General features: G+C 71.9%; 19 protein-coding genes and 1 pseudogene. 10 read left to right on the top strand and 10 right to left on the bottom strand.

What is annotated here, in order from left to right; genetic code table 11:
- Window positions 1–191: 191 nt before the first annotated feature.
- Window positions 192–431 (bottom strand): chaplin, encoded by a 240-nt coding sequence (locus P3T29_RS12075; protein ID WP_280716354.1) that lies wholly within the window; start codon window positions 429–431, stop codon window positions 192–194.
- Window positions 432–706: 275 nt separating this feature from the next.
- Between P3T29_RS12075 and P3T29_RS12070 the strand changes: the two genes are divergently transcribed.
- From P3T29_RS12070 to P3T29_RS12055, 4 genes are all read left to right on the top strand, one after another.
- On the top strand, window positions 707–958 hold the full coding sequence (locus P3T29_RS12070; protein WP_280716353.1) for a chaplin: 252 nt from the start codon (window positions 707–709) through the stop codon (window positions 956–958).
- Between the two features lie 311 nt (window positions 959–1,269).
- Window positions 1,270–1,512 carry a chaplin gene (locus P3T29_RS12065; protein WP_280716352.1) on the top strand — a complete coding sequence of 81 codons (243 nt, stop codon included), beginning with the start codon at window positions 1,270–1,272 and terminating at the stop codon, window positions 1,510–1,512.
- 96 nt (window positions 1,513–1,608) lie between these two features.
- Window positions 1,609–1,875, top strand: a complete 267-nt coding sequence (locus tag P3T29_RS12060) for a chaplin (RefSeq protein WP_280716351.1) — start codon at window positions 1,609–1,611, stop codon at window positions 1,873–1,875.
- Window positions 1,876–2,140: 265 nt separating this feature from the next.
- The gene (locus P3T29_RS12055; RefSeq protein WP_280716350.1) at window positions 2,141–2,527 is read left to right on the top strand and encodes a hypothetical protein; all 387 of its coding nucleotides are present in this window, start codon (window positions 2,141–2,143) and stop codon (window positions 2,525–2,527) included.
- 125 nt (window positions 2,528–2,652) lie between these two features.
- Here the strand turns inward: P3T29_RS12055 and P3T29_RS12050 are convergent, their stop codons facing one another.
- Entirely contained in the window at window positions 2,653–3,315 is a 663-nt protein-coding gene (locus P3T29_RS12050) for a hypothetical protein (protein WP_280716349.1), read from the bottom strand.
- Window positions 3,316–3,756: 441 nt separating this feature from the next.
- Here P3T29_RS12050 and P3T29_RS12045 point away from each other — a divergent pair, with 441 nt between their 5' ends.
- The 3 genes from P3T29_RS12045 to P3T29_RS12035 all read left to right on the top strand — a co-directional run bounded on the left by P3T29_RS12045 (window position 3,757) and on the right by P3T29_RS12035 (window position 5,114).
- Entirely contained in the window at window positions 3,757–4,101 is a 345-nt protein-coding gene (locus P3T29_RS12045; RefSeq protein WP_280716348.1) for a rodlet layer protein, read from the top strand.
- 143 nt (window positions 4,102–4,244) lie between these two features.
- Window positions 4,245–4,592 (top strand): rodlet layer protein, encoded by a 348-nt coding sequence (locus P3T29_RS12040; protein WP_280716347.1) that lies wholly within the window; start codon window positions 4,245–4,247, stop codon window positions 4,590–4,592.
- A gap of 264 nt (window positions 4,593–4,856) precedes the next feature.
- Window positions 4,857–5,114 (top strand): hypothetical protein, encoded by a 258-nt coding sequence (locus tag P3T29_RS12035; RefSeq protein WP_280716346.1) that lies wholly within the window; start codon window positions 4,857–4,859, stop codon window positions 5,112–5,114.
- Between the two features lie 110 nt (window positions 5,115–5,224).
- On the opposite strand, the gene hemB is transcribed toward P3T29_RS12035, so the two are convergent.
- The 7 genes and pseudogenes from hemB to P3T29_RS12000 all read right to left on the bottom strand — a co-directional run bounded on the left by hemB (window position 5,225) and on the right by P3T29_RS12000 (window position 12,724).
- Complete coding sequence (hemB, locus tag P3T29_RS12030) at window positions 5,225–6,205, bottom strand: porphobilinogen synthase (RefSeq protein WP_280716345.1); 981 nt, start codon at window positions 6,203–6,205, stop codon at window positions 5,225–5,227.
- Window positions 6,206–6,442: 237 nt separating this feature from the next.
- Complete coding sequence (locus P3T29_RS12025; RefSeq protein WP_280716344.1) at window positions 6,443–8,080, bottom strand: bifunctional uroporphyrinogen-III C-methyltransferase/uroporphyrinogen-III synthase; 1,638 nt, start codon at window positions 8,078–8,080, stop codon at window positions 6,443–6,445.
- Window positions 8,080–9,051: a hydroxymethylbilane synthase gene (gene hemC / locus P3T29_RS12020; protein ID WP_280716343.1), complete on the bottom strand. Its 972-nt coding sequence runs from the start codon at window positions 9,049–9,051 to the stop codon at window positions 8,080–8,082. Before hemC ends, P3T29_RS12025 begins: the two co-directional genes overlap by 1 nt.
- A gap of 41 nt (window positions 9,052–9,092) precedes the next feature.
- Window positions 9,093–10,481 (bottom strand): glutamyl-tRNA reductase, encoded by a 1,389-nt coding sequence (locus tag P3T29_RS12015; RefSeq protein ID WP_280716342.1) that lies wholly within the window; start codon window positions 10,479–10,481, stop codon window positions 9,093–9,095.
- Window positions 10,482–10,515: 34 nt separating this feature from the next.
- Window positions 10,516–11,400, bottom strand: a complete 885-nt coding sequence (locus tag P3T29_RS12010) for a redox-sensing transcriptional repressor Rex (RefSeq protein WP_280716371.1) — start codon at window positions 11,398–11,400, stop codon at window positions 10,516–10,518.
- A gap of 462 nt (window positions 11,401–11,862) precedes the next feature.
- Window positions 11,863–12,291: pseudogene (locus tag P3T29_RS12005) on the bottom strand (3'-5' exonuclease); the annotation flags it as partial.
- A gap of 148 nt (window positions 12,292–12,439) precedes the next feature.
- Complete coding sequence (locus P3T29_RS12000; RefSeq protein ID WP_280716341.1) at window positions 12,440–12,724, bottom strand: glutaredoxin family protein; 285 nt, start codon at window positions 12,722–12,724, stop codon at window positions 12,440–12,442.
- Between the two features lie 89 nt (window positions 12,725–12,813).
- Here P3T29_RS12000 and P3T29_RS11995 point away from each other — a divergent pair, with 89 nt between their 5' ends.
- The 3 genes from P3T29_RS11995 (at window position 12,814) to P3T29_RS11985 (ending at window position 16,623) form a co-directional block, all read left to right on the top strand.
- Entirely contained in the window at window positions 12,814–13,848 is a 1,035-nt protein-coding gene (locus tag P3T29_RS11995) for an HAD-IB family hydrolase (RefSeq protein ID WP_280716340.1), read from the top strand.
- A 434-nt stretch (window positions 13,849–14,282) separates the two neighbouring features.
- On the top strand, window positions 14,283–15,143 hold the full coding sequence (locus tag P3T29_RS11990; RefSeq protein ID WP_280716339.1) for an ECF subfamily RNA polymerase sigma factor, BldN family: 861 nt from the start codon (window positions 14,283–14,285) through the stop codon (window positions 15,141–15,143).
- 250 nt (window positions 15,144–15,393) lie between these two features.
- Window positions 15,394–16,623: a DUF5667 domain-containing protein gene (locus P3T29_RS11985; RefSeq protein ID WP_280716338.1), complete on the top strand. Its 1,230-nt coding sequence runs from the start codon at window positions 15,394–15,396 to the stop codon at window positions 16,621–16,623.
- 131 nt (window positions 16,624–16,754) lie between these two features.
- Here P3T29_RS11985 and P3T29_RS11980 read toward each other — a convergent pair whose 3' ends face one another.
- Window positions 16,755–17,414, bottom strand: coding sequence for a zinc ribbon domain-containing protein (locus P3T29_RS11980; protein ID WP_280716337.1), 660 nt, complete (start codon window positions 17,412–17,414; stop codon window positions 16,755–16,757).
- Window positions 17,415–17,430 lie beyond the last annotated feature (16 nt).

The following is a 17,430-nucleotide window of genomic DNA, read 5'->3' as shown; positions in this document are numbered from 1 at the left end:
TCACATGCTAGGTACTGACAAGTAACGCAACAAGGGTCGTGACAACGGGAGTTCAAGATCTGACGACTCAGGCTCTGGAAAGCTCAAGATCGGGGACTCAGTACGCGGAAGGGCCGCCGTCCCGCGTCTCAGGAGGGGAGACGAGGGCGGCGGCCCGGCACCACGGAATCGACTGGAGGACCCGCCGGGAGTCAGCCGACGTTCGCGCAGGAGTTGCCGAAGGCCGGGTTCAGCGCGCCGATCACGTTGACGCTGTTGCCGCACACGTTGACCGGGATGTGCACGGGAACCTGGATGGCGTTGCCGGAGATGACGCCCGGGGAGCCGGCGGCGACGCCCTCGGCCTCGGAGCTCGCCATGGCGGAACCCGCACCGGCCGCGACGATCCCAGCGACGGCGACACCGACAGCGGCGGCCTTCTTGATGCTCATATGAGTCTCCTCGTTCATCAGGTCTTCCGGTTGCCGCGGCCGCTAGAGGCTCAGCAAGGAAGCGCACGGACGTGCGTCATCCACAACGGCGTCGGCACCGTCCAGTTGTGCCCTGGTCTGCACATTCACCCACTTGGAGCAGTCGCGGCATTCGGGTGATCAACAACGACACCCGTTTCCCTCCGCGCGCTGCGTCGTTCTTGCTGGCGGAACAAGCTTCACTCAGGCCCCCTCAAGCCAAGTCCCCTCAAGCACGCAAGAAATGAGACCGCATCATGCGCAAGCTCGCCTACGGCGCGTTCGGCTCCGCGGCAGCCGCGGCCCTGCTTCTCGGCGGCGCCGCCTCCGCCTCGGCCCACGGCGTCCACGGCGCGTCGGCCGAGGGCGTCGCCGCCGGCTCCCCGGGCGTGCTGTCCGGCAACCTGATCCAGGTTCCCGTGCACATCCCGGTCAACGTCTGCGGCAACACGATCGACGTGATCGGCCTGCTGAACCCGGCGTTCGGCAACGCCTGCGTCAACGCCTGAATCTCCGACGGGCCTGCATAAGCAGGCCGGCTCGGCCATGACTCCCAGGAAAGTACGACTCCGCTTCGAATCAGCGTTCATTCGGAGGTCTTTCCTGGACGCGCCAGAGTACGACGATTGCCCGGCCGTGCGGGATATCGATCGCGGGGCGCACGAAAAGAGCGGCCGTGTGACGCCCAATCCAGCGGCGACACACATGCATTGGTCCGCGTGAGTGACAATCACGGCCCATCCATGAACCATCGGGCGATGATTCTGCTTCGCCCGGCCCCCGACCTGAGATAAGTCGGGCAGAAAACGGAGGAAGAAAAATGCGCAACTTCAAGAAGACCGCTGTCCTCTCGATCGCCGCTGCCGGTCTGCTGCTGGGTTCCGCCGGCGTCGCCGCCGCGAGCTCCGAGGCCGAGGGCGTCGCGGCCGGCTCCCCCGGCGTGCTCTCCGGCAACCTGATCCAGGTTCCGGTTCACATCCCGGTCAACGTCTGCGGCAACACCGTCAGCGTGATCGGCCTGCTCAACCCGGCGTTCGGCAACTCCTGCGCCAACGTCGGCTGAATCAGCGGAAGCTGACTCTGCCGTACCTGCGGCGCACCCCGCCCTCGGTGGGGTGCGCCGCACCCTCCCCGTGTGTGATCTAGGAGATCAACCCCCATGCAGAACGTGAAGAAGGCCGCTGTCCTCACCGCCGCCGCCGCCAGCCTGCTGATGGCCGGTGCCGGTGTCGCCAGCGCGAGCGCCGAGGCCGAGGGCGTCGCCGCCAACTCCCCCGGCGTGGCCTCCGGCAACGCCATCCAGGTGCCGGTCCACGTCCCGGTCAACCTCTGCGGCAACAGCATCAACGTGATCGGCCTGCTCAACCCGGCGTTCGGCAACTCCTGCGCCAACATCGACGCCGGCGACCACGACGACGACTGCTGATCACCCGCTGATCGGCACCCTGCCTCGTGCGAACTGCCCCTCGGCCCGTCGGCCGGGGGGCAGTTCGCATCGGTCCGACCCCCTGCCCGCACCCCCACTGCCGAACCCACCGCCGAACCCGCTGCCGAACCCGATGCCCGACCCCACAGCCGAAACGCCTGCCCGGCCTCGCGAACCCGGCGGGACCGGCCGGACGGGACGCGCAGGGCGGCCGGGCAGGGCCCGGCGACCGATCCCTCCGACCTTGAAGCGAAGGGTAGTTCCCATGCTCCGAAAGACGAGCGGAGCCGGCCTGCTGGCCGTGCTGGGCGCGACGATGCTGCTGGGCGCCACCGCCCCGGCCGCCTCCGCCACCGAAGCCGCCCGTACCGCGTCCGACGCCTCGCTGCCCCAGCCGTCGGCCCACCTGCAGAACACCGATGTCGGCGCCGCGACCGGAGCGCTCGGCTACGCCGTGGCACCGCTGAAGACGCTCCGGCTCGACCCGTTCGCCCAGTCCTCGGCGGATGTGCTGAACAACGGCCTCTCGGTGGAGCCGGACTCCGGCGTGCCGCACGTGAGTACGACCGCCGTGACCGGCCCGCTGAGCGGCGGCGGCGGGGTGAAGGACCTGGCGGGCATCGGGCCGGTGCTCGGCGTACTGCCCGGCTGACCGGGCCCACCCACCGGCCGGTGGGTGCGGCAGAGCCCGGCGCTGCCTCCCTCGGGGGGCGGTGCCGGGCTCTGCCGGTAGGTGGGCGCCGTGGGTGGGTACCGGGCTGCCCAGCGGTGCCTGGGTCAGCCTTCGCTGCCGAGGACCTCGGAGACGGTACCGGTCGTGCTGCCCGCCAGGTTCTTCAGCGAGTCGTCGACCGAGAGGTGCTTGTCGTTGCCCCCGAGGCTGGCCTTGGCCCCCGGGATGGCCTGCACCGGGCCGGTGATCAGCCGGGGGTCGATGTCACCGAACGCGACGTCCCCGTCCGCCGGGTGACCGCTGCTGCCCTCGATCATGGCGACCGGCTGTCCCAGGCCCAAGGCGGGCCCGGCGGTGTGCAGGGGGGCGCCCGGCGCGTCCAGCCGCAGGTCGCCGAGGTTGGTGCTGCGGTCGGCGGTGGGGAGCGGCACGGCGGCCTGCAGGGCCGGGCCGACCCGGCCGGCGTTGAGGGCGGGCACGACGTGGTCCGGGATCAGCTGGTGCCTCGCGTTGGCGTCCGGCACCGGCGGCATGACGAGCGAGGTCGGCACCCCACCGGAGATCTTGCCGCCCTCCGGCAGCAGGCCGAGGGGGTCGGTCGCCGACCCGAGCGGGATCTCGAACGGCACCTGCTTGGTCGCCAGGTCGTTCTCGACGGCGGCGACCTGGCCCGGCGTCATCGGCGTCGCGGCGGCCGCACCCTGGCCCGCGAGGACACCGGCACCGGCCACGAGCAGGAGGGCGCCGGCCCGCTTGGAAAGCTTCATGCTATTCACCGTTCTGTCTGTGAGCGTTCTGTGCAGCGTTGTGCAGCAGGGTTCTCTGCAACGTCCTGTGCAGCGTTCTGTGCAGCGGAAATCAATCTGCCTAAACGATCCAGACCGGCCCGGATGGCACCCATTAACCAGTTCGGCCTAATAATCCGATCGGCACGCCGGGTCTGCGGTGATCCGCGACGAATTCTCGAAGAATCCGCGTAACTTTCCCGGCCGTCGTTCTTTGATCTAAATGTCGCAGCCACGACGGCGGCAGGATCGGATGAAGGATCGACTGGTGCCCTTGATCTTCAAGCTTCGGCCGCATTCGGAAATCCGCCCCGACGGGCTAGCAACCGCAGACCTGGTCATCTCGTTGAACGCGTTGTAACGAAACACAGTCCGGACCCGACGAGACGGCTTCCGCCGGAATTTCAGAGAGGTTTCTCCCCCATGCTCAAGAAGACTTTCGCGACCGTCGGTCTGGTTGCCGCCGCGGTGGCCGCCGCAGCGACTCCGGCCGCCGCGATCGGCAACGCGGACGGCACGGCGGGCTCGATCCAGGGCAACGGCGGCACCAACGCGACCGGCACCTGGGGCAACCACAGCCCGAACTTCCACTTCCTCGACAACCCGAACATCTGCTTCCCCGAGATCCACAACATCGGGGTGGCCGTGCTCGGTGTCGCGGTGCCGGTCGAGGTCCAGGCGCTCAACAACCAGCCGAAGCAGACGTGCGTCGTCGGCCAGAGCACCAGCTCCAGTGGCGACGGCGGCGTGTCCCACCTGGTCGGCTGATCTCCCGCCACCGAACCACCGCTGTTCCCGGCGGTTTCCGTACCAACAGCTCCGCCCGAGTCGACTGGACCGCCAGTTCAGCTGATTCCGCCGGCCATTCCCGCTCCACTCACTCACATCAGATCCGAAAAGGAACCAGAACAATGATCAAGAAGGCTTTCTCCGCCCTGGGCGTCGCCGCTGTCGGCCTGGCCATGGCCGCTGCCCCCGCGATGGCGATCGGCGACTCGGACGGGTCGGCCACCTCCCTCCAGGGCAACGGCGGCACCAACGCCACCGGCACCCAGGGCGCCCACAGCCCGAACTTCCACACCCTCGACAACCCGAACCTCTGCCTGCCGGAGATCCACAACATCGGGGTCGGCGCGCTCATCGGTGTCGTGGTGCCGGTCGAGGCCAAGGTCCTCAACAACAACCCGGAGCAGACCTGCGTCGTCGGCCAGAACACCGTGGGCTCGGGCGACGGTGGCGTCAGCCACCTGATCGGCTGATCAGCCCGCAGTGCCTGGGCCGCCGGGTTCGGGGGGAGCTCGTTCCCCCGAACCCGGCGGTTTTTTCTGCGAGTTCAGCGGATCGGCCGCACCGAGGGAACCCGTTCGACTGCGGTGCGTCCGGGTGACAGACGGTCAGCGCGACGCGCGCTGGGTCTCGCGGAACGACACCATGTGATCACGTTCAGTGACAACCTGACACGCAGTCCGTCGGCGCTGTCCGCAGGGCGCCGACGGCCCACTGCCCCAGAGAGGACAGAACTCATGAAGAGCAAGCTGGGCAAGGCCCTGCTGGTCACGGCCGGCGCACTCGCGGTGGCCGGCGTCTCGGCCCCCGCCTACGCGCACGTCGACGCGGGCGGCGGCGGCGGCTTCTTCGCCACCGCCGAGGACCCCTTCGTGGCGGGCGGGCAGCACGGCTGGGCGAAGACCGACGACATCTTCGTCGCCGCCGCGCAGGGGGGCTGGGCGAGCAGCACCGCGATCGGCGGCGGCGAGGAGGGCGTCATCCACATCCGCTGACGCGGACGCGGACGCGGACAGCAGTCGAGGCCGGACCCCTGCGCGAGCAGCGGTCCGGCCTCGGCCGTACGGGTAACCAGCTGATACGAGGAACTTCCCCGGCGGCGGCGTTACTTGAGGAGCCGCGCGGCCTCGACCGCCCAGTAGGTGAGGATCTGGTCGGCGCCGGCCCGGCGGATCGAGGTGAGCGTCTCCATGATGAGCCGCTCGCGGTCCACCCAGCCGTTGGCGGCGGCGGCCTCGACCATCGAGTACTCGCCGGAGACCTGGTACGCGGCGACCGGCACCGGCGAGGCGTCGGCGACCTGCCGCAGGATGTCCAGGTACGCCATCGCGGGCTTGACCATCACCAGGTCGGCACCCTCCGCGAGGTCCTGCTCCAGCTCGCGCAGCGACTCGCGGGCGTTGGCCGGGTCCTGCTGGTACGACTTGCGGTCGCCCTTCAGCGAGGAGCCGACCGCCTCGCGGAACGGGCCGAAGAAGGCGGAGGCGTACTTCGCGGTATAGGCGAGGATGCCGGTGTCCTGGTAGCCGGCCTCGTCCAACGCCCGCCGGATCACGCCGATCTGACCGTCCATCATCCCGGACGGGCCGACCAGGTGGACACCCGCCTCGGCCTGGACGACGGCCATCTCCCGGTACCGCTCCAGGGTCGCGTCGTTGTCGACACTGCCGTCCTCGGCGAGCACGCCGCAGTGGCCGTGGTCGGTGTACTCGTCCAGGCAGAGGTCGGACATCACCACCAGCGCGTCACCCACCTCGGAGACCACGTCGCGGATCGCCACCTGCAGGATGCCGTCCGGGTTGGTGCCCTCGCTGCCGATCGCGTCCTGCACCTCGGGGACGCCGAACAGCATGATGCCGCCCAGACCCGCCTCGGCGGCCTCCACGGCGGCCTTCCGCAGGGTGTCGCGAGTGTGCTGGACAACGCCCGGCATCGAGGTGATCGGGCGCGGCTCGGCGATGCCCTCGCGGATGAACGCTGGCAGGATCAACTCGGCCGGGTGCAGCCTGGTCTCCGCGACCAGCCGGCGCATCGCCGGGGTCGAGCGCAGGCGGCGCGGGCGCACGTACGGGAATTCAGCGGACACGGCTTCTCTCTCCGAACGAAGGGGGAACTGTATGCACTTGGCCAACCAAAACAGGGGCCCGAATGTGACCGCTCAGGGCAACCACCTCAGGGGCGCAGCCGAACTGTACGCACTTGGGCAACCACCTCAGGGGCGCGGGGAACTGCGCGCGCAACCGTGCACGTACGTCGTGCCCTGGTCGCGCAGTTCCCCGCGCCCCTGTGGGTACCCGGTCCTGACTGGTTACCCACAGAACTCTCAGCGAGCCTTGCGGCGGGAGCCGGGCCGGCGTTCGCTGGGGCGGTAGACCGGCTCGCCCGCCGCAACGGCGGCATCGCGGCGGCACCCGCCGAATTCTGCCAGGGCCTGCGCCAGCGCGGCCGCCGACGGCGCCGGGGCCATCACGTCGACCCGCAGGCCGTGTTCCTCGGCGGTCTTGGCGGTGGCCGGGCCGATGCAGGCGATGATCGTCACGTTGTGCGGCTTGCCGGCGATGCCGACCAGGTTCCGCACGGTGGACGAGGAGGTGAAGAGCACGGCGTCGAAGCCGCCGCCCTTGATCGCCTCGCGGGTCTCGGCCGGCGGCGGCGAGGCGCGGACGGTGCGGTAGGCCGTCACGTCGTCCACCTCCCAGCCGAGGTCGACCAGGCCCGCCACCAGGGTCTCGGTGGCGATGTCGGCGCGCGGCAGCAGGACGCGGTCGATCGGGTCGAAGACCGGGTCGTACGGCGGCCAGTCCTCCAGCAGACCGGCGGCGGACTGCTCGCCCGAGGGCACCAGGTCGGGCTTCACGCCGAAGTCGACCAGCGCCTGCGCGGTGGTCTCGCCGACCGCCGCGACCTTGATGCCGGCGAAGGCGCGGGCGTCGAGCCCGTACTCCTCGAACTTCTCGCGGACGGCGCGCACCGCGTTCACCGAGGTGAAGGCGATCCACTCGTAGCGGCCCGTGACCAGGCCCTTGATGGCGCGCTCCATCTGCTGCGGGGTGCGCGGCGGCTCCACGGCGATGGTGGGCACCTCCTGCGGCACCGCGCCGTACGAGCGCAGCTGGTCGGAGAGGCCGTGCGCCTGCTCCTTGGTGCGCGGCACCAGGACGTTCCAGCCGAACAGCGGCTTGGTCTCGAACCAGGAGTGCGAGGAACGGTGCGCGACCTGCTCCCCGACGACGGCTATGACCGAGGTCGCCGGGTCGACGGGGGCCGAGACCGGCGAGGGCAGCACGCGGGCCGCCTTCAGGTCGGCCGCTATGGTCGCCAGCGTGGCCGTGAAGGTGCGCTGGCGGGTGGTGGTGCCGGAGAGCGTCGCGCAGAGCGCGGCGTCGGGCTTGCGGCCGTGGGCGACCAGCGCGTTGACGGTCGCGGGCAGCTGACCGAGCGTGGTCCGGACCACCAGGGTGGTCTCGGGGGCGCCGAGGTCGACCAGGACACCGGCCAGCAGGGCGGCGCCGTCGACGAAGCGGACGTCCGCGCCCCGGCGGCCGCGCAGCGGCACACCCGCGTACGCCGGGACGCCGACGGACTGGGCGACGCCGGGGATGACCTCGAACGAGATCGCGGACTGCGCGCAGACCAGCATCTCCTCGGCGGCGCAGCCGTCGAGGCCCGGGTCGCCGTCGACGGTACGGACCACGTGCTTGCCCGCCCGGACGGCCTCGGCGACGACCTTGGCCACGTCGAGGTCGCAGTCGTCGGCCGGGTGGTGCACCTGGACGCCCACCGGGCAGTGGGTGCGCACGGCGGCGGCGGTCAGCGGGTCGGCGATCAGGACGTCGGCCGAGGCCAGCACGTCGACCGCGCGCAGGGTGAGCAGCCCGGGGTCACCCGGGCCCGCGCCCAGGAAGGTGCAGCGGCCGACCGGGGAGGCCGGACCGGTGGACAAGGCGGCGGCGGCGCTCATCAGGCTCGCTCCCCCATCAGAGTGGCCGCTCCACCGTCGAGCAGCCGGACGGCGAGGGCGCGGCCGAGAGCCGTCGCCTGCCGTTCGACCGTCTCGTCGAGTACGAGCGGACCGTTGGCGGTCATCTTCAGCAGTGTGGCGCCGTCGACGGTGCCGACCACGCCTTCCAGCCACATTTCGGCGCCGGCCCACTTGGCGAGGGCGGCGACGGGGGCCGAGCAGCCGGCCTCCAGGGTGGCCAGCAGGGCCCGTTCCGCGACGACGGCGGCGCGGGTCGGGGCGTGGTCCAGGGCGCCGAGGGCGGCGGCGAGGACGGGGTCGACACACTCGATGGCGAGCGCGCCCTGGCCGGGGGCCGGGAGCATCAGCTCGGCGTCGAGGTGCTCGGTGATCTCGGCGCTGCGGCCGAGCCGGTTGAGCCCGGCGGTGGCCAGCACCACGGCGTCCAGCTCGCCCGAGTGGACGAACCCGATCCGGGTGTCGACGTTGCCCCGGATCGCCACGGTCTCCAGCGCCGCGCCCCGGGCGCGCGCCCAGGCGTTGAGCTGGGCCATCCGGCGCGGGGAGCCGGTGCCGATCCGGGCGGTGCGCCCGGCCAGCTTCTCGACCAGTTCGCCGAGGCCGAGCCCGTCGCGGGCGACCAGCGCGTCGCGCGGGTCCTCGCGCTCCGGGACGGCCGCGAGCAGCAGGCCCTCGGGTGTGGCGGTGGGGAGGTCCTTGAGCGAGTGCACGGCGAAGTCGATCCGGCCGTCCAGCAGCGCGTCGCGCAGCGCCGAGACGAAGACTCCGGTGCCGCCGATCTGGGCGAGGGCCTCGCGGGAGGTGTCGCCGTAGGTGGTGATCTCCACCAGCTCGACGGCCCGTCCGGTGACCCGGGTGACGTCCCTGGCCACCATGCCCGACTGGGCCATGGCGAGGGCGCTGCGGCGGGTGCCGAGTCGGAGCGGTGCCGCTGACTCTTGACCATTCATGAGGTGATCGTCCCGGTCGTGCTCGTGGGGTGGCTGGTGGTTCATCTGGGGCCTCCGCCGGCGAGGGTGCCGCCGGCGCCGGCCTGCGCCCCGATCGGCGTACTGCCGACCGGTGCGCCGGCTGCGGGGGTGCTGCCGACGGGAGTGCCGGAGACAGCCTGCACCGCCGCCGGATCCAGGTCGAACAGCTCGCGCAGCGCGTCGGCGTAGGAGGCACCGCCGGGCTCGGCGGCGAGCTGCTTCACCCGGACGGTGGGCGCGTGCAGCAGTTTGTCGACGACCCGGCGGACGGTCTGCGAGACCTCGGCGCGGGTGCGCTCGTCCAGGTCGGGCAGCCTGGTGTTCAGCCGGCCGAGTTCGCCGAGGACCACCTCGGAGGCCATCGCGCGCAGGGCGACCACGGTGGGCGCGATCCGGGCGGCCCGCTGGGCCGCGCCGAAGGCGGTGACCTCGTCGGCGACGATGCCGGTGACGGCGTCCACGTCCCCGGCGCCGGGCGTGGCGGCGTGCGCCTGCGAGAGGCTCTCCAGGTCGACCAGCAGGGCGCCGGGCAGCTCGTGCACGTCGTGGTCCACGTCGCGCGGCATGGCCAGGTCGAGGAAGGCGAGCGGCGTTTCCGCTGTACGAGCGGCCACCGCAGCCGCGACCACGTCGGCCGGGATCACCACCCCGGCGGCACCGGTGCAGGAGATCACCAGGTCGACCTCGGCGAGCGCCTGCGGCACCTCGGCGAAGTCGACCGTACGGGCGCCCAGGTTGGCCGCCAGCCGCTCGGCGCGCTCGGCGGTGCGGTTGGCGATCAGCAGGTCGGTGACACCGGCGCGGACCAGCGTGGCGGCGGCCAGCGAGCTCATCGAGCCCGCGCCGACCACCAGGGCCCGCTTGCCCACGATCTCGCCCGCGCCCAGCGCGATCTGCTCCAGGCCGAAGGTGACCAGCGACTGCCCGGCCTTGTCGATGCCGGTCTCGCTGTGCGCCCGCTTGCCGACCCGCAGGGCCTGCTGGAACAGCTCGTTGAGGCCGCGCCCGGCGGTGTGCTCCTCCTGCGCCATGGCCAGCGCGTCGCGCAGCTGGCCGAGGATCTGGCCCTCGCCGACGACCATCGAGTCCAGGCCGCAGGCCACCGAGAAGAGGTGGTGGACGGCCCGGTCCTCGTAGTGGACGTACAGGTGGGAGGTGAGCTCCTCCAGGTCCACGCCGCTGTGGTGGGCGAGCAGCAGGGAGAGTTCGGCGACCCCGGCGTGGAACTTGTCCACGTCCGCGTACAGCTCGATGCGGTTGCAGGTGTTGACGAGCGCCGCCTCGCCGACCGTCGCCGAGGCGGCGGCGTCGTGCAGCAGCCTGGTCGGGACGTCACCGGTCAGCGCGGCGCGCTCCAGCACGCCCACGGGGGCGGTCCGGTGGCTCAGCCCAACGACGAGAAAACTCATGCCCGCCCCTTGTTCGTACAGGTCAGATCGCTGCTCACGCCGGCACCACCGCGGAGAGTTCGCCGTCCGGGCCCTTGGGCGGCTTGCCGCCCTTGCCGCCCTTCGCCACCGGCTCGGCCTTGGCGGCCGTCGCGGCGCCGGCCGCCCGGCGGAGCTTGGCGGCGGCCGCGCGCACCGGGCCCGGGGCCCGGTCGAGCACGGAGTCGCCCCGGTCGGGCTCCTCGCCCGCCTTGCGCTGCTCGTGGAAGGCCAGGATCTGCAGCTCTATGGAGAGGTCGACCTTGCGCACGTCCACGCCGTCCGGGACGGTCAGCACGGTCGGCGCGAAGTTCAGGATGCTGGTCACACCGGCCTCCACCAGGCGGTCGCAGACCTGCTGGGCGGCGCCGGGCGGGGTGGTGATGACGCCGATGGAGACGTGCTGGGTCTCCACGATCGTCTCCAGCTCGTCCATGTGCCGGACGGGCAGTCCGGCCGCGCTGCTGCCGACCACGCTCGGGTCGGCGTCCAGCAGGGCGGCGACCCGGAAGCCGCGGGAGGCGAACCCACCGTAGTTGGCCAGGGCGTGACCCAGGTTCCCGATGCCGACGATGACGACCGGCCAGTCCTGGGTGAGGCCGAGCTCGCGGGAGATCTGGTAGACGAGGTACTCGACGTCGTAACCGACACCACGGGTGCCGTACGAGCCGAGGTACGAGAAGTCCTTGCGCAGCTTCGCCGAGTTGACCCCGGCGGCGGCCGCGAGCTCCTCGGAGGAGACCGTGGGTACCGAGCGCTCGGAGAGAGCGGTGAGCGCCCGCAGGTACAGCGGGAGGCGGGCGACAGTCGCCTCCGGGATGCCCCGGGCGCGCGAGGGTCGGCGCGCGGCGCCCTGGTCGGGCGTCTGCGAACTGCTCTGTGGTGATCGGCCGATTGCCACGGTGCTCCTGTGGGTGAAGCTGGGCTTTGGCAGCCAGGCTATGCGTTTGTGAACGTGTGCACAAAGATGGTGTCCGATTTGTCCCCGCACAGTGATGCGCATCACTCGCTCTCCAGTGCGGGACCGGGTATGCACCCCGGCGGGAGGCCGGGCCGGAGACCGGGCAGGAGACCCACCGCGAGGCCCGGTGCGGGAGTCGGTACGGGAGTCGACGCGGGACCTGCGGCGTCGCCCGGCGGCCACGGCCCGGACAGCGCCTCGCGGCGGATCAGCGGCACTGGCGCCACCGGGCGGCGCGCCATGGCCCGCCCGACCCTCGGCCACGGCACACCCGCCGCCTCGCGCAACGGACCGGCCCAGTGGGCGGGCGGGCGGGCGGGAGCAGATCCGGACGCAGTGCCGCAACAGGTCGGCGGTGGCCCGGGCGTCGCCGAGCGCGGTGTGCGCCGGATACCGGCCGAGACCGGCCGCCGCCACGCAGGCCGCCAGGCCGTAGCCGCCGGCCTCCGGGAGGTGGCCGCGCGCCAGGCGCATGGTGCAGATCAGCGGGACGGGCGGCAGCGGCACGCCGATCCGGGCGAACTCGCGCTCCAGGAACGCCTGGTCGCAGCTCACGTGGTGGCCGACCAGGACCCGGCCCGCCAGCCGCTCCAGCAGCTGCGGCGCCACCTCGCGGAAGCGGGGGGCGCCGACCACGTCGTGCTGCTCGATCCGGTGCACGTGGGTCGGCCCGACCGGGCCGAGCGGGTCTATCAGGGTGGCGAACTCACCCTCGGTCCGCAGCCGGCTGTCGAGCAGCACGACGGCGACCTCCACCACGCGGTGGCGCCAGGGGCTGCGACCGGTGGCCTCGACATCGACCACGGCGTAGCCGCGCTTGGGCGGGAGCATGACTGCTCTCCTACGTCTTCAGCCCCCGGCCAGTCCCCCGACGGATGCAAAGCGATTAGATCGTAAGCCGACGAAAGGGGTTCCAGATGAGCCGGTCTTCAGTTCTGCGACAACGATTTGGCGTACGACCCCCGCCGATCGGCGGGGGTCAGCTGCCGAGAGCGGTACGCAGGCGGCGTTCGTCCACGCGCCAGAAGTCGTGCTGCTTACCGTCGATCAGCGTCACCGGGATCTGCTCCCAGTACTTGCGGTACAGCTCCTCGTCCTGCGTGATGTCCCGCTCCTCGAACGCCGCCCCGAGCTCTCCGGTCACCCGGACGATCACCTCGCGGGCGTCGTCGCACAGGTGGCACCCGGGCTTGCTGACCAGGGTGACCGTGCGGTCGGCGGGGTTCTTCTTGTCACGTCGCAACAGTGGGCTCACCCGATCCATTGTGGGGTACGGCCCGGACGCGGGTTGTTAACTCCTACTGCATGCCGCAGTCATGGGGAGAACCGCCATGGCTGGCTATGCTCGGTGCCATGGCCGCGCTGAGAAGGCTCACCCAGGCAAGGCGTTCCCCCACCGAGCGGACCGCCTTGGCAGGCGAGGCCGCCGCCGAGGCGGCGGAGGCCGACCTCCAGCAGGCGGAGCTGGAACGGGCCGAGGTCACCCACGCCGAGCAGACCCCCGCCGAGCCCGCCCCCGCCGAGAGCCCCCGCACCGAGCCCGCCCGCGCCGAAGCCCCGAAGAAGCCGGGCCGGGTGCCGAAGGCGCCGGCCGGGGACCACACCCCGACGCCCGGGGACCACCAGGCCGCCGCGTTCTTCGACTGCGACAACACCATCCTGCGCGGCGCCGCGATCTTCTACCTCGGCGTGGGCCTCTACCGCCGGAAGTTCTTCACCCGGCGCGACGTCGCCCGCTTCGCCTGGCAGCAGGCCTGGTTCCGGCTGGGCGCCGAGGACCCGGCGCACATCGCGGACGCCAAGGACAAGGCGCTCAGCCTGGTGGCGGGCAAGCGGACGGCCGAGGTGGAGCAGATCTGCGAGGAGGTCTTCGAGCAGGTCATCGCGGAGAAGATCTGGCCCGGCACCCGCGCGCTGGTACAGCTGCACCTGGACGCCGGCCAGCAGGTCTGGCTGGTCACCGCCGCCCCGCTGGAGGCGGCCCGGATCATCGCGCGCCGGCTCGGGATGACGGGCGCGCTCGGCACCGTCGCCGAGGCGGTGGACGGCGTCTACACCGGCCGCCTGGTCGGCGGCCTGCTGCACGGCGACGCCAAGGCGGCGGCGGTCCGCGCGCTGGCCCGCCGCGAGCAGCTGGAGCTGAGCCACTGCGCGGCGTTCAGCGACTCCGCGAACGACATCCCGATGCTCGCCCTGGTCGGCCACCCGTACGTGGTCAACCCGGACGCGGCGCTGCGGCGGCACGCCCGGCGGATGGGCTGGCGGGTACGGGACTTCCGGACCGGACGGCGGGCCGCCAAGGTCGGCCTGCCGGCCGCCGCCGGGCTCGGCGTGCTGGCGGGAGGCACGGCGGCGGCGATCGCCGTCCGCCGCCGCCGGCGGGCCTGAGCCCGTCCCGGACCGCCTGGTCACCCGGCGGCCCGGTCCCTCGTACGGGCGATCCTGGCCACCCGCAAGCGGGTGGTTACGGACCTGTTCCCGAGTGACCGGATCCGATCGTTCGACAACTTGGCAAAGTCTGGGGTTACGAGGCACCCGAGCCGGGAAACCCCGGCCCCACCTGCCAAATCTGTCACTGGGTGCGCATCGCTGGTCACATTGGGTGGAGCAGGTGACGTCACATCCGGTCGGTTCCAGCTGAATATGCACGCCAAGCGGATCTCAAACGACCACTTCGGCCACAGGGTGTAGCTGTCATTGCACAAAGCGTTATTCTCTCCTGGATGCACGCCACCCACACGTCCCCTGTGACGGGGGGTCAGGAAGTGTGCTCTCCGCGCAGGCGGAGGTGATCCGTCCACAGTTCTGCCTCTGGGAGTCCCGTGTACCCACCCGTCCGGAACGACGCGCCTGCCACCTCCCGCCGCCCGTCGCCCGCATCTCTGCGCTCCGGAACGCGCGTCGACCGCCTGTGGGCCGCGATCCGCGAGTTCGAGCTCTACCTCCCCCAACCAGCCCTGGCCGGACCGGTGCTGGCCGGTGGCGCCATCCTGCGCTCCACCGCGACCAGCGGCACCAGCGCGGGCGCCGGCACAGCCACCGGCACCGGTGCCGCCACCGGCCCGGGCACCCGCAGCCGGACGATCGGCAGCCGCAGCCGCAGCCGGACGACCCCGAGCCCGGGCTTCGAGACCGAGCACAACCCGATCATGGAGCTGGTCGAGAAGGCCCAGAACGGCGAGAGCGAGGCGTTCGGGCGGCTCTACGACCACTACTCGGACACCGTCTACCGGTACATCTACTACCGGGTCGGCAGCCGGGCCACCGCCGAGGACCTCACCAGCGAGACCTTCCTGCGCGCGCTGCGCCGGATCGGCACCTTCACCTGGCAGGGCCGGGACTTCGGCGCCTGGCTGGTGACGATCGCCCGCAACCTGGTGGCCGACCACTTCAAGTCCAGCCGGTTCCGGCTGGAGGTCACCACCGGCGAGATGCTGGACTCCAACGAGTGCGAGCGCAGCCCGGAGGACTCGGTGCTCGAGTCGCTCTCCAACGCCGCGCTGCTGGACGCCGTCCGGCGGCTCAACCCCCAGCAGCAGGAGTGCGTCACGCTCCGCTTCCTGCAGGGCCTGTCGGTCGCGGAGACCGCCCGCATCATGGGCAAGAACGAGGGCGCGATCAAGACCCTCCAGTACCGCGCGGTTCGCACCCTCGCCCGGCTGCTGCCGCCGGACTCACGGTGATCCCACTATCCGACCTGTCCCACCGCAGGTCACCGGCTTTCCCCGGCCGACACGTGCGGGTGAATGGGCGGTCACATGATCACTCGTGCGTAACCCACGCCCGGCTCCACTCGTTGGCCAGCGTGCAAACCCCCACCGGTCCAACGGTCAAGCGGGACCAGGCCATGTCACCCGATGGTGTGGTTTTGGCTCACCGAGGCAACCGTCCGGCGGGCCAGGGTGTCGACAACGACGAAGGGAGGTGTGGCCCGTGACGGCAAACGTGCTGGAGCACCGGCGGGCGAGGGCCTTCGCCGAGGCGCTGGAGGCCCACCGGACGGATGGCGGACCCGAAAGCGGTCCGTCGAGCGGCCCACCGAGCGGTTCGGCCGCGATGGCGGAGCTGCTCAGCATGGCGGGCGCGCTCGGCGCGCTGCCCGAGCCGGAGCTGAGCTTGGAGGCCCGGACGGTTCAACGCGCCCAGCTGATGGCCGCGTTCGAGCAGGAGTGGGCGGGTGGCCCGGCGGCGCGGGTGCCGCTGCAGCGCGGCCACCGGGCGACCAGGGCCGGTTCGCGCAGGCGTTGGGGCCGCCGGTTGGCAATCGGCGGCCTGGTCGCCGGAGTTGCCGTCGGCAGCTTCGCCGGCGTGGCGGCGGCGAGCACCAACGCGCTGCCCGGGGACGCTCTCTACGGAATGAAGCGCGGCCTGGAGGGCCTCCGGCTGGACTGGGCGGGCAACGACACCGAACGTGGTGCCCTGCTGCTCGACCAGGCGTCCACCCGGCTGGAGGAGGCCCAGAGCCTGCTCGGGCGGTCCGGTCCCGGTGCGGCCTCCGGGCTCAGCGCCGACACGGTGGAGCAGGTCCGCCAGGCGCTGGACGACATGCACGCCGAGGCCATCAAGGGCCGCGACCTGCTGCGTTCGGTCTACCGCAGCAACGGCTCGCTCACGCCGATGCGCAAGCTGGCCACCTTCGCCGACGGCGAGGACGGCCGCTGGGCCGCCCTGCAGGAGCACCTGCCCCCGCAGCTGACCACCCAGGCCAGCAAGGTCGACCAGCTCTTCGGCGACATGAGCGAGGACGTCGCCCCGCTCCACCTGGAGCAGCCGCCCGCCAGGAACGGCGGCGCGGCGAACGGCGGTACGGGTACCGGGGCTCAGACGCCCGACACCGGTACCGGGTCGGCCCAGGGCGAGCCGCAGGGCTCGACCGACTCCCCCGCCACCGGCGGCTCCACCGCCGGTACGGGGCAGGGTGGTTCGGCGCCGGACAGCGCCAACGGCGGTGGGGTGGGCAGCCTCGTCCACGGCCTCACGGACGGGCTCACCGGCAACGGCACCGGCCCGTCCACCAGCCCGGCGGCCGGTCAGCCGGGCGGCAAGTCGGCGGCCACCCCGGCCCCGTCGACGGCACCTGCGGGCAGCACCCCGGACGGCGGCCAGGGCTTCACCATCCCGCCGCTGATCCCGGGCCTGCTACCGGGGCTGACGCTCAACTGAGTGGTCCCACAAGGGGCAACCCGAGGGGCGCGGGGAACTGCGCGCGCAACCATGCACCTACGTGCACTGTCGCGCGCGCGGTTCCCCGCGCCCTGCTGTGGTTGCCGAGGTGGTTGCCGAGGCGCGAAAGCTCAGCGCCGCGTCCCGCAACTGGGGCAGAACGCCGACCCGTCCGGCACGTCGGCCTGGCACGAGGTGCAGGCCGAGGGCGAGGCGAGCTTGTAGCCGCAGGAGCCGCAGAACGCCGCGCCGTGCGTCTCGTGGTCGCACTGCGGGCAGACCAACTGGCGCGGCGCGGAGACGTCGTAGCTCTTCCCGGTCTTCTGCCCGGCCTCGAAGGCGCGCTGGCCGACCATCTCGTTGACCCCGCGCTGGCGGGCGGCCTCCGCCTCGGCGGCGGTGTCGGGGGCGCAGCTGAGGCAGAGGCCGAGGCCGCCGTTCCAGCACTTGGCGCAGACGTACGAGGTGCAGCGGGCGCAGCGCTTGAAGTGCCCCTGGGCGTTGCCGATCGCGCGCTCGAACGCCGCGTCGCGGGACTTGCCCCAGGTCGCCCCGGCCAGGCCGTCGGCGGCGTTGGTGATGGTGCTTCCGTTGCCGCTCAGCATGGACCAGGCCGCCGACACGCCCTTGTTGACCCAGCCGGCCGCCCGCCCGGCGGTGAACACCTCGAACGGCGAGCGCCAGGTGTCCGAGCAGTGCGAGCAGTAGAACTCGAACTGGAAACCCGCGCCGGTGCCGTACTGCTCGCACATGTCGCGGTGGTTGTTGCTGAAGTAGATCTCGTTGCTCATGACGCCCCCACGGTTC

The organism is Kitasatospora sp. MAP5-34 (assembly GCF_029894335.1).
Lineage (GTDB): Bacteria > Actinomycetota > Actinomycetes > Streptomycetales > Streptomycetaceae > Kitasatospora.
The sequence above is the reverse complement of the archived record's forward strand: the minus strand, read 5'-3'. Positions and strand labels throughout refer to the sequence as shown.

Coding starts and splice junctions, on each gene's coding strand:
- P3T29_RS12015 (WP_280716342.1), bottom strand. CDS start 10,481: ATGAGTTTTCTCGTCGTTGGGCTGAGCCACCGGACCGCCCCCGTGGGC.
- P3T29_RS11980 (WP_280716337.1), bottom strand. CDS start 17,414: ATGAGCAACGAGATCTACTTCAGCAACAACCACCGCGACATGTGCGAG.
- P3T29_RS12025 (WP_280716344.1), bottom strand. CDS start 8,080: ATGAGCGCCGCCGCCGCCTTGTCCACCGGTCCGGCCTCCCCGGTCGGC.
- P3T29_RS12035 (WP_280716346.1), top strand. CDS start 4,857: ATGAAGAGCAAGCTGGGCAAGGCCCTGCTGGTCACGGCCGGCGCACTC.
- P3T29_RS12075 (WP_280716354.1), bottom strand. CDS start 431: ATGAGCATCAAGAAGGCCGCCGCTGTCGGTGTCGCCGTCGCTGGGATC.
- P3T29_RS12040 (WP_280716347.1), top strand. CDS start 4,245: ATGATCAAGAAGGCTTTCTCCGCCCTGGGCGTCGCCGCTGTCGGCCTG.
- P3T29_RS12065 (WP_280716352.1), top strand. CDS start 1,270: ATGCGCAACTTCAAGAAGACCGCTGTCCTCTCGATCGCCGCTGCCGGT.
- P3T29_RS12045 (WP_280716348.1), top strand. CDS start 3,757: ATGCTCAAGAAGACTTTCGCGACCGTCGGTCTGGTTGCCGCCGCGGTG.
- P3T29_RS12055 (WP_280716350.1), top strand. CDS start 2,141: ATGCTCCGAAAGACGAGCGGAGCCGGCCTGCTGGCCGTGCTGGGCGCG.
- P3T29_RS12000 (WP_280716341.1), bottom strand. CDS start 12,724: ATGGATCGGGTGAGCCCACTGTTGCGACGTGACAAGAAGAACCCCGCC.
- P3T29_RS12050 (WP_280716349.1), bottom strand. CDS start 3,315: ATGAAGCTTTCCAAGCGGGCCGGCGCCCTCCTGCTCGTGGCCGGTGCC.
- hemC (WP_280716343.1), bottom strand. CDS start 9,051: ATGAATGGTCAAGAGTCAGCGGCACCGCTCCGACTCGGCACCCGCCGC.
- P3T29_RS11995 (WP_280716340.1), top strand. CDS start 12,814: ATGGCCGCGCTGAGAAGGCTCACCCAGGCAAGGCGTTCCCCCACCGAG.
- P3T29_RS12060 (WP_280716351.1), top strand. CDS start 1,609: ATGCAGAACGTGAAGAAGGCCGCTGTCCTCACCGCCGCCGCCGCCAGC.
- P3T29_RS12070 (WP_280716353.1), top strand. CDS start 707: ATGCGCAAGCTCGCCTACGGCGCGTTCGGCTCCGCGGCAGCCGCGGCC.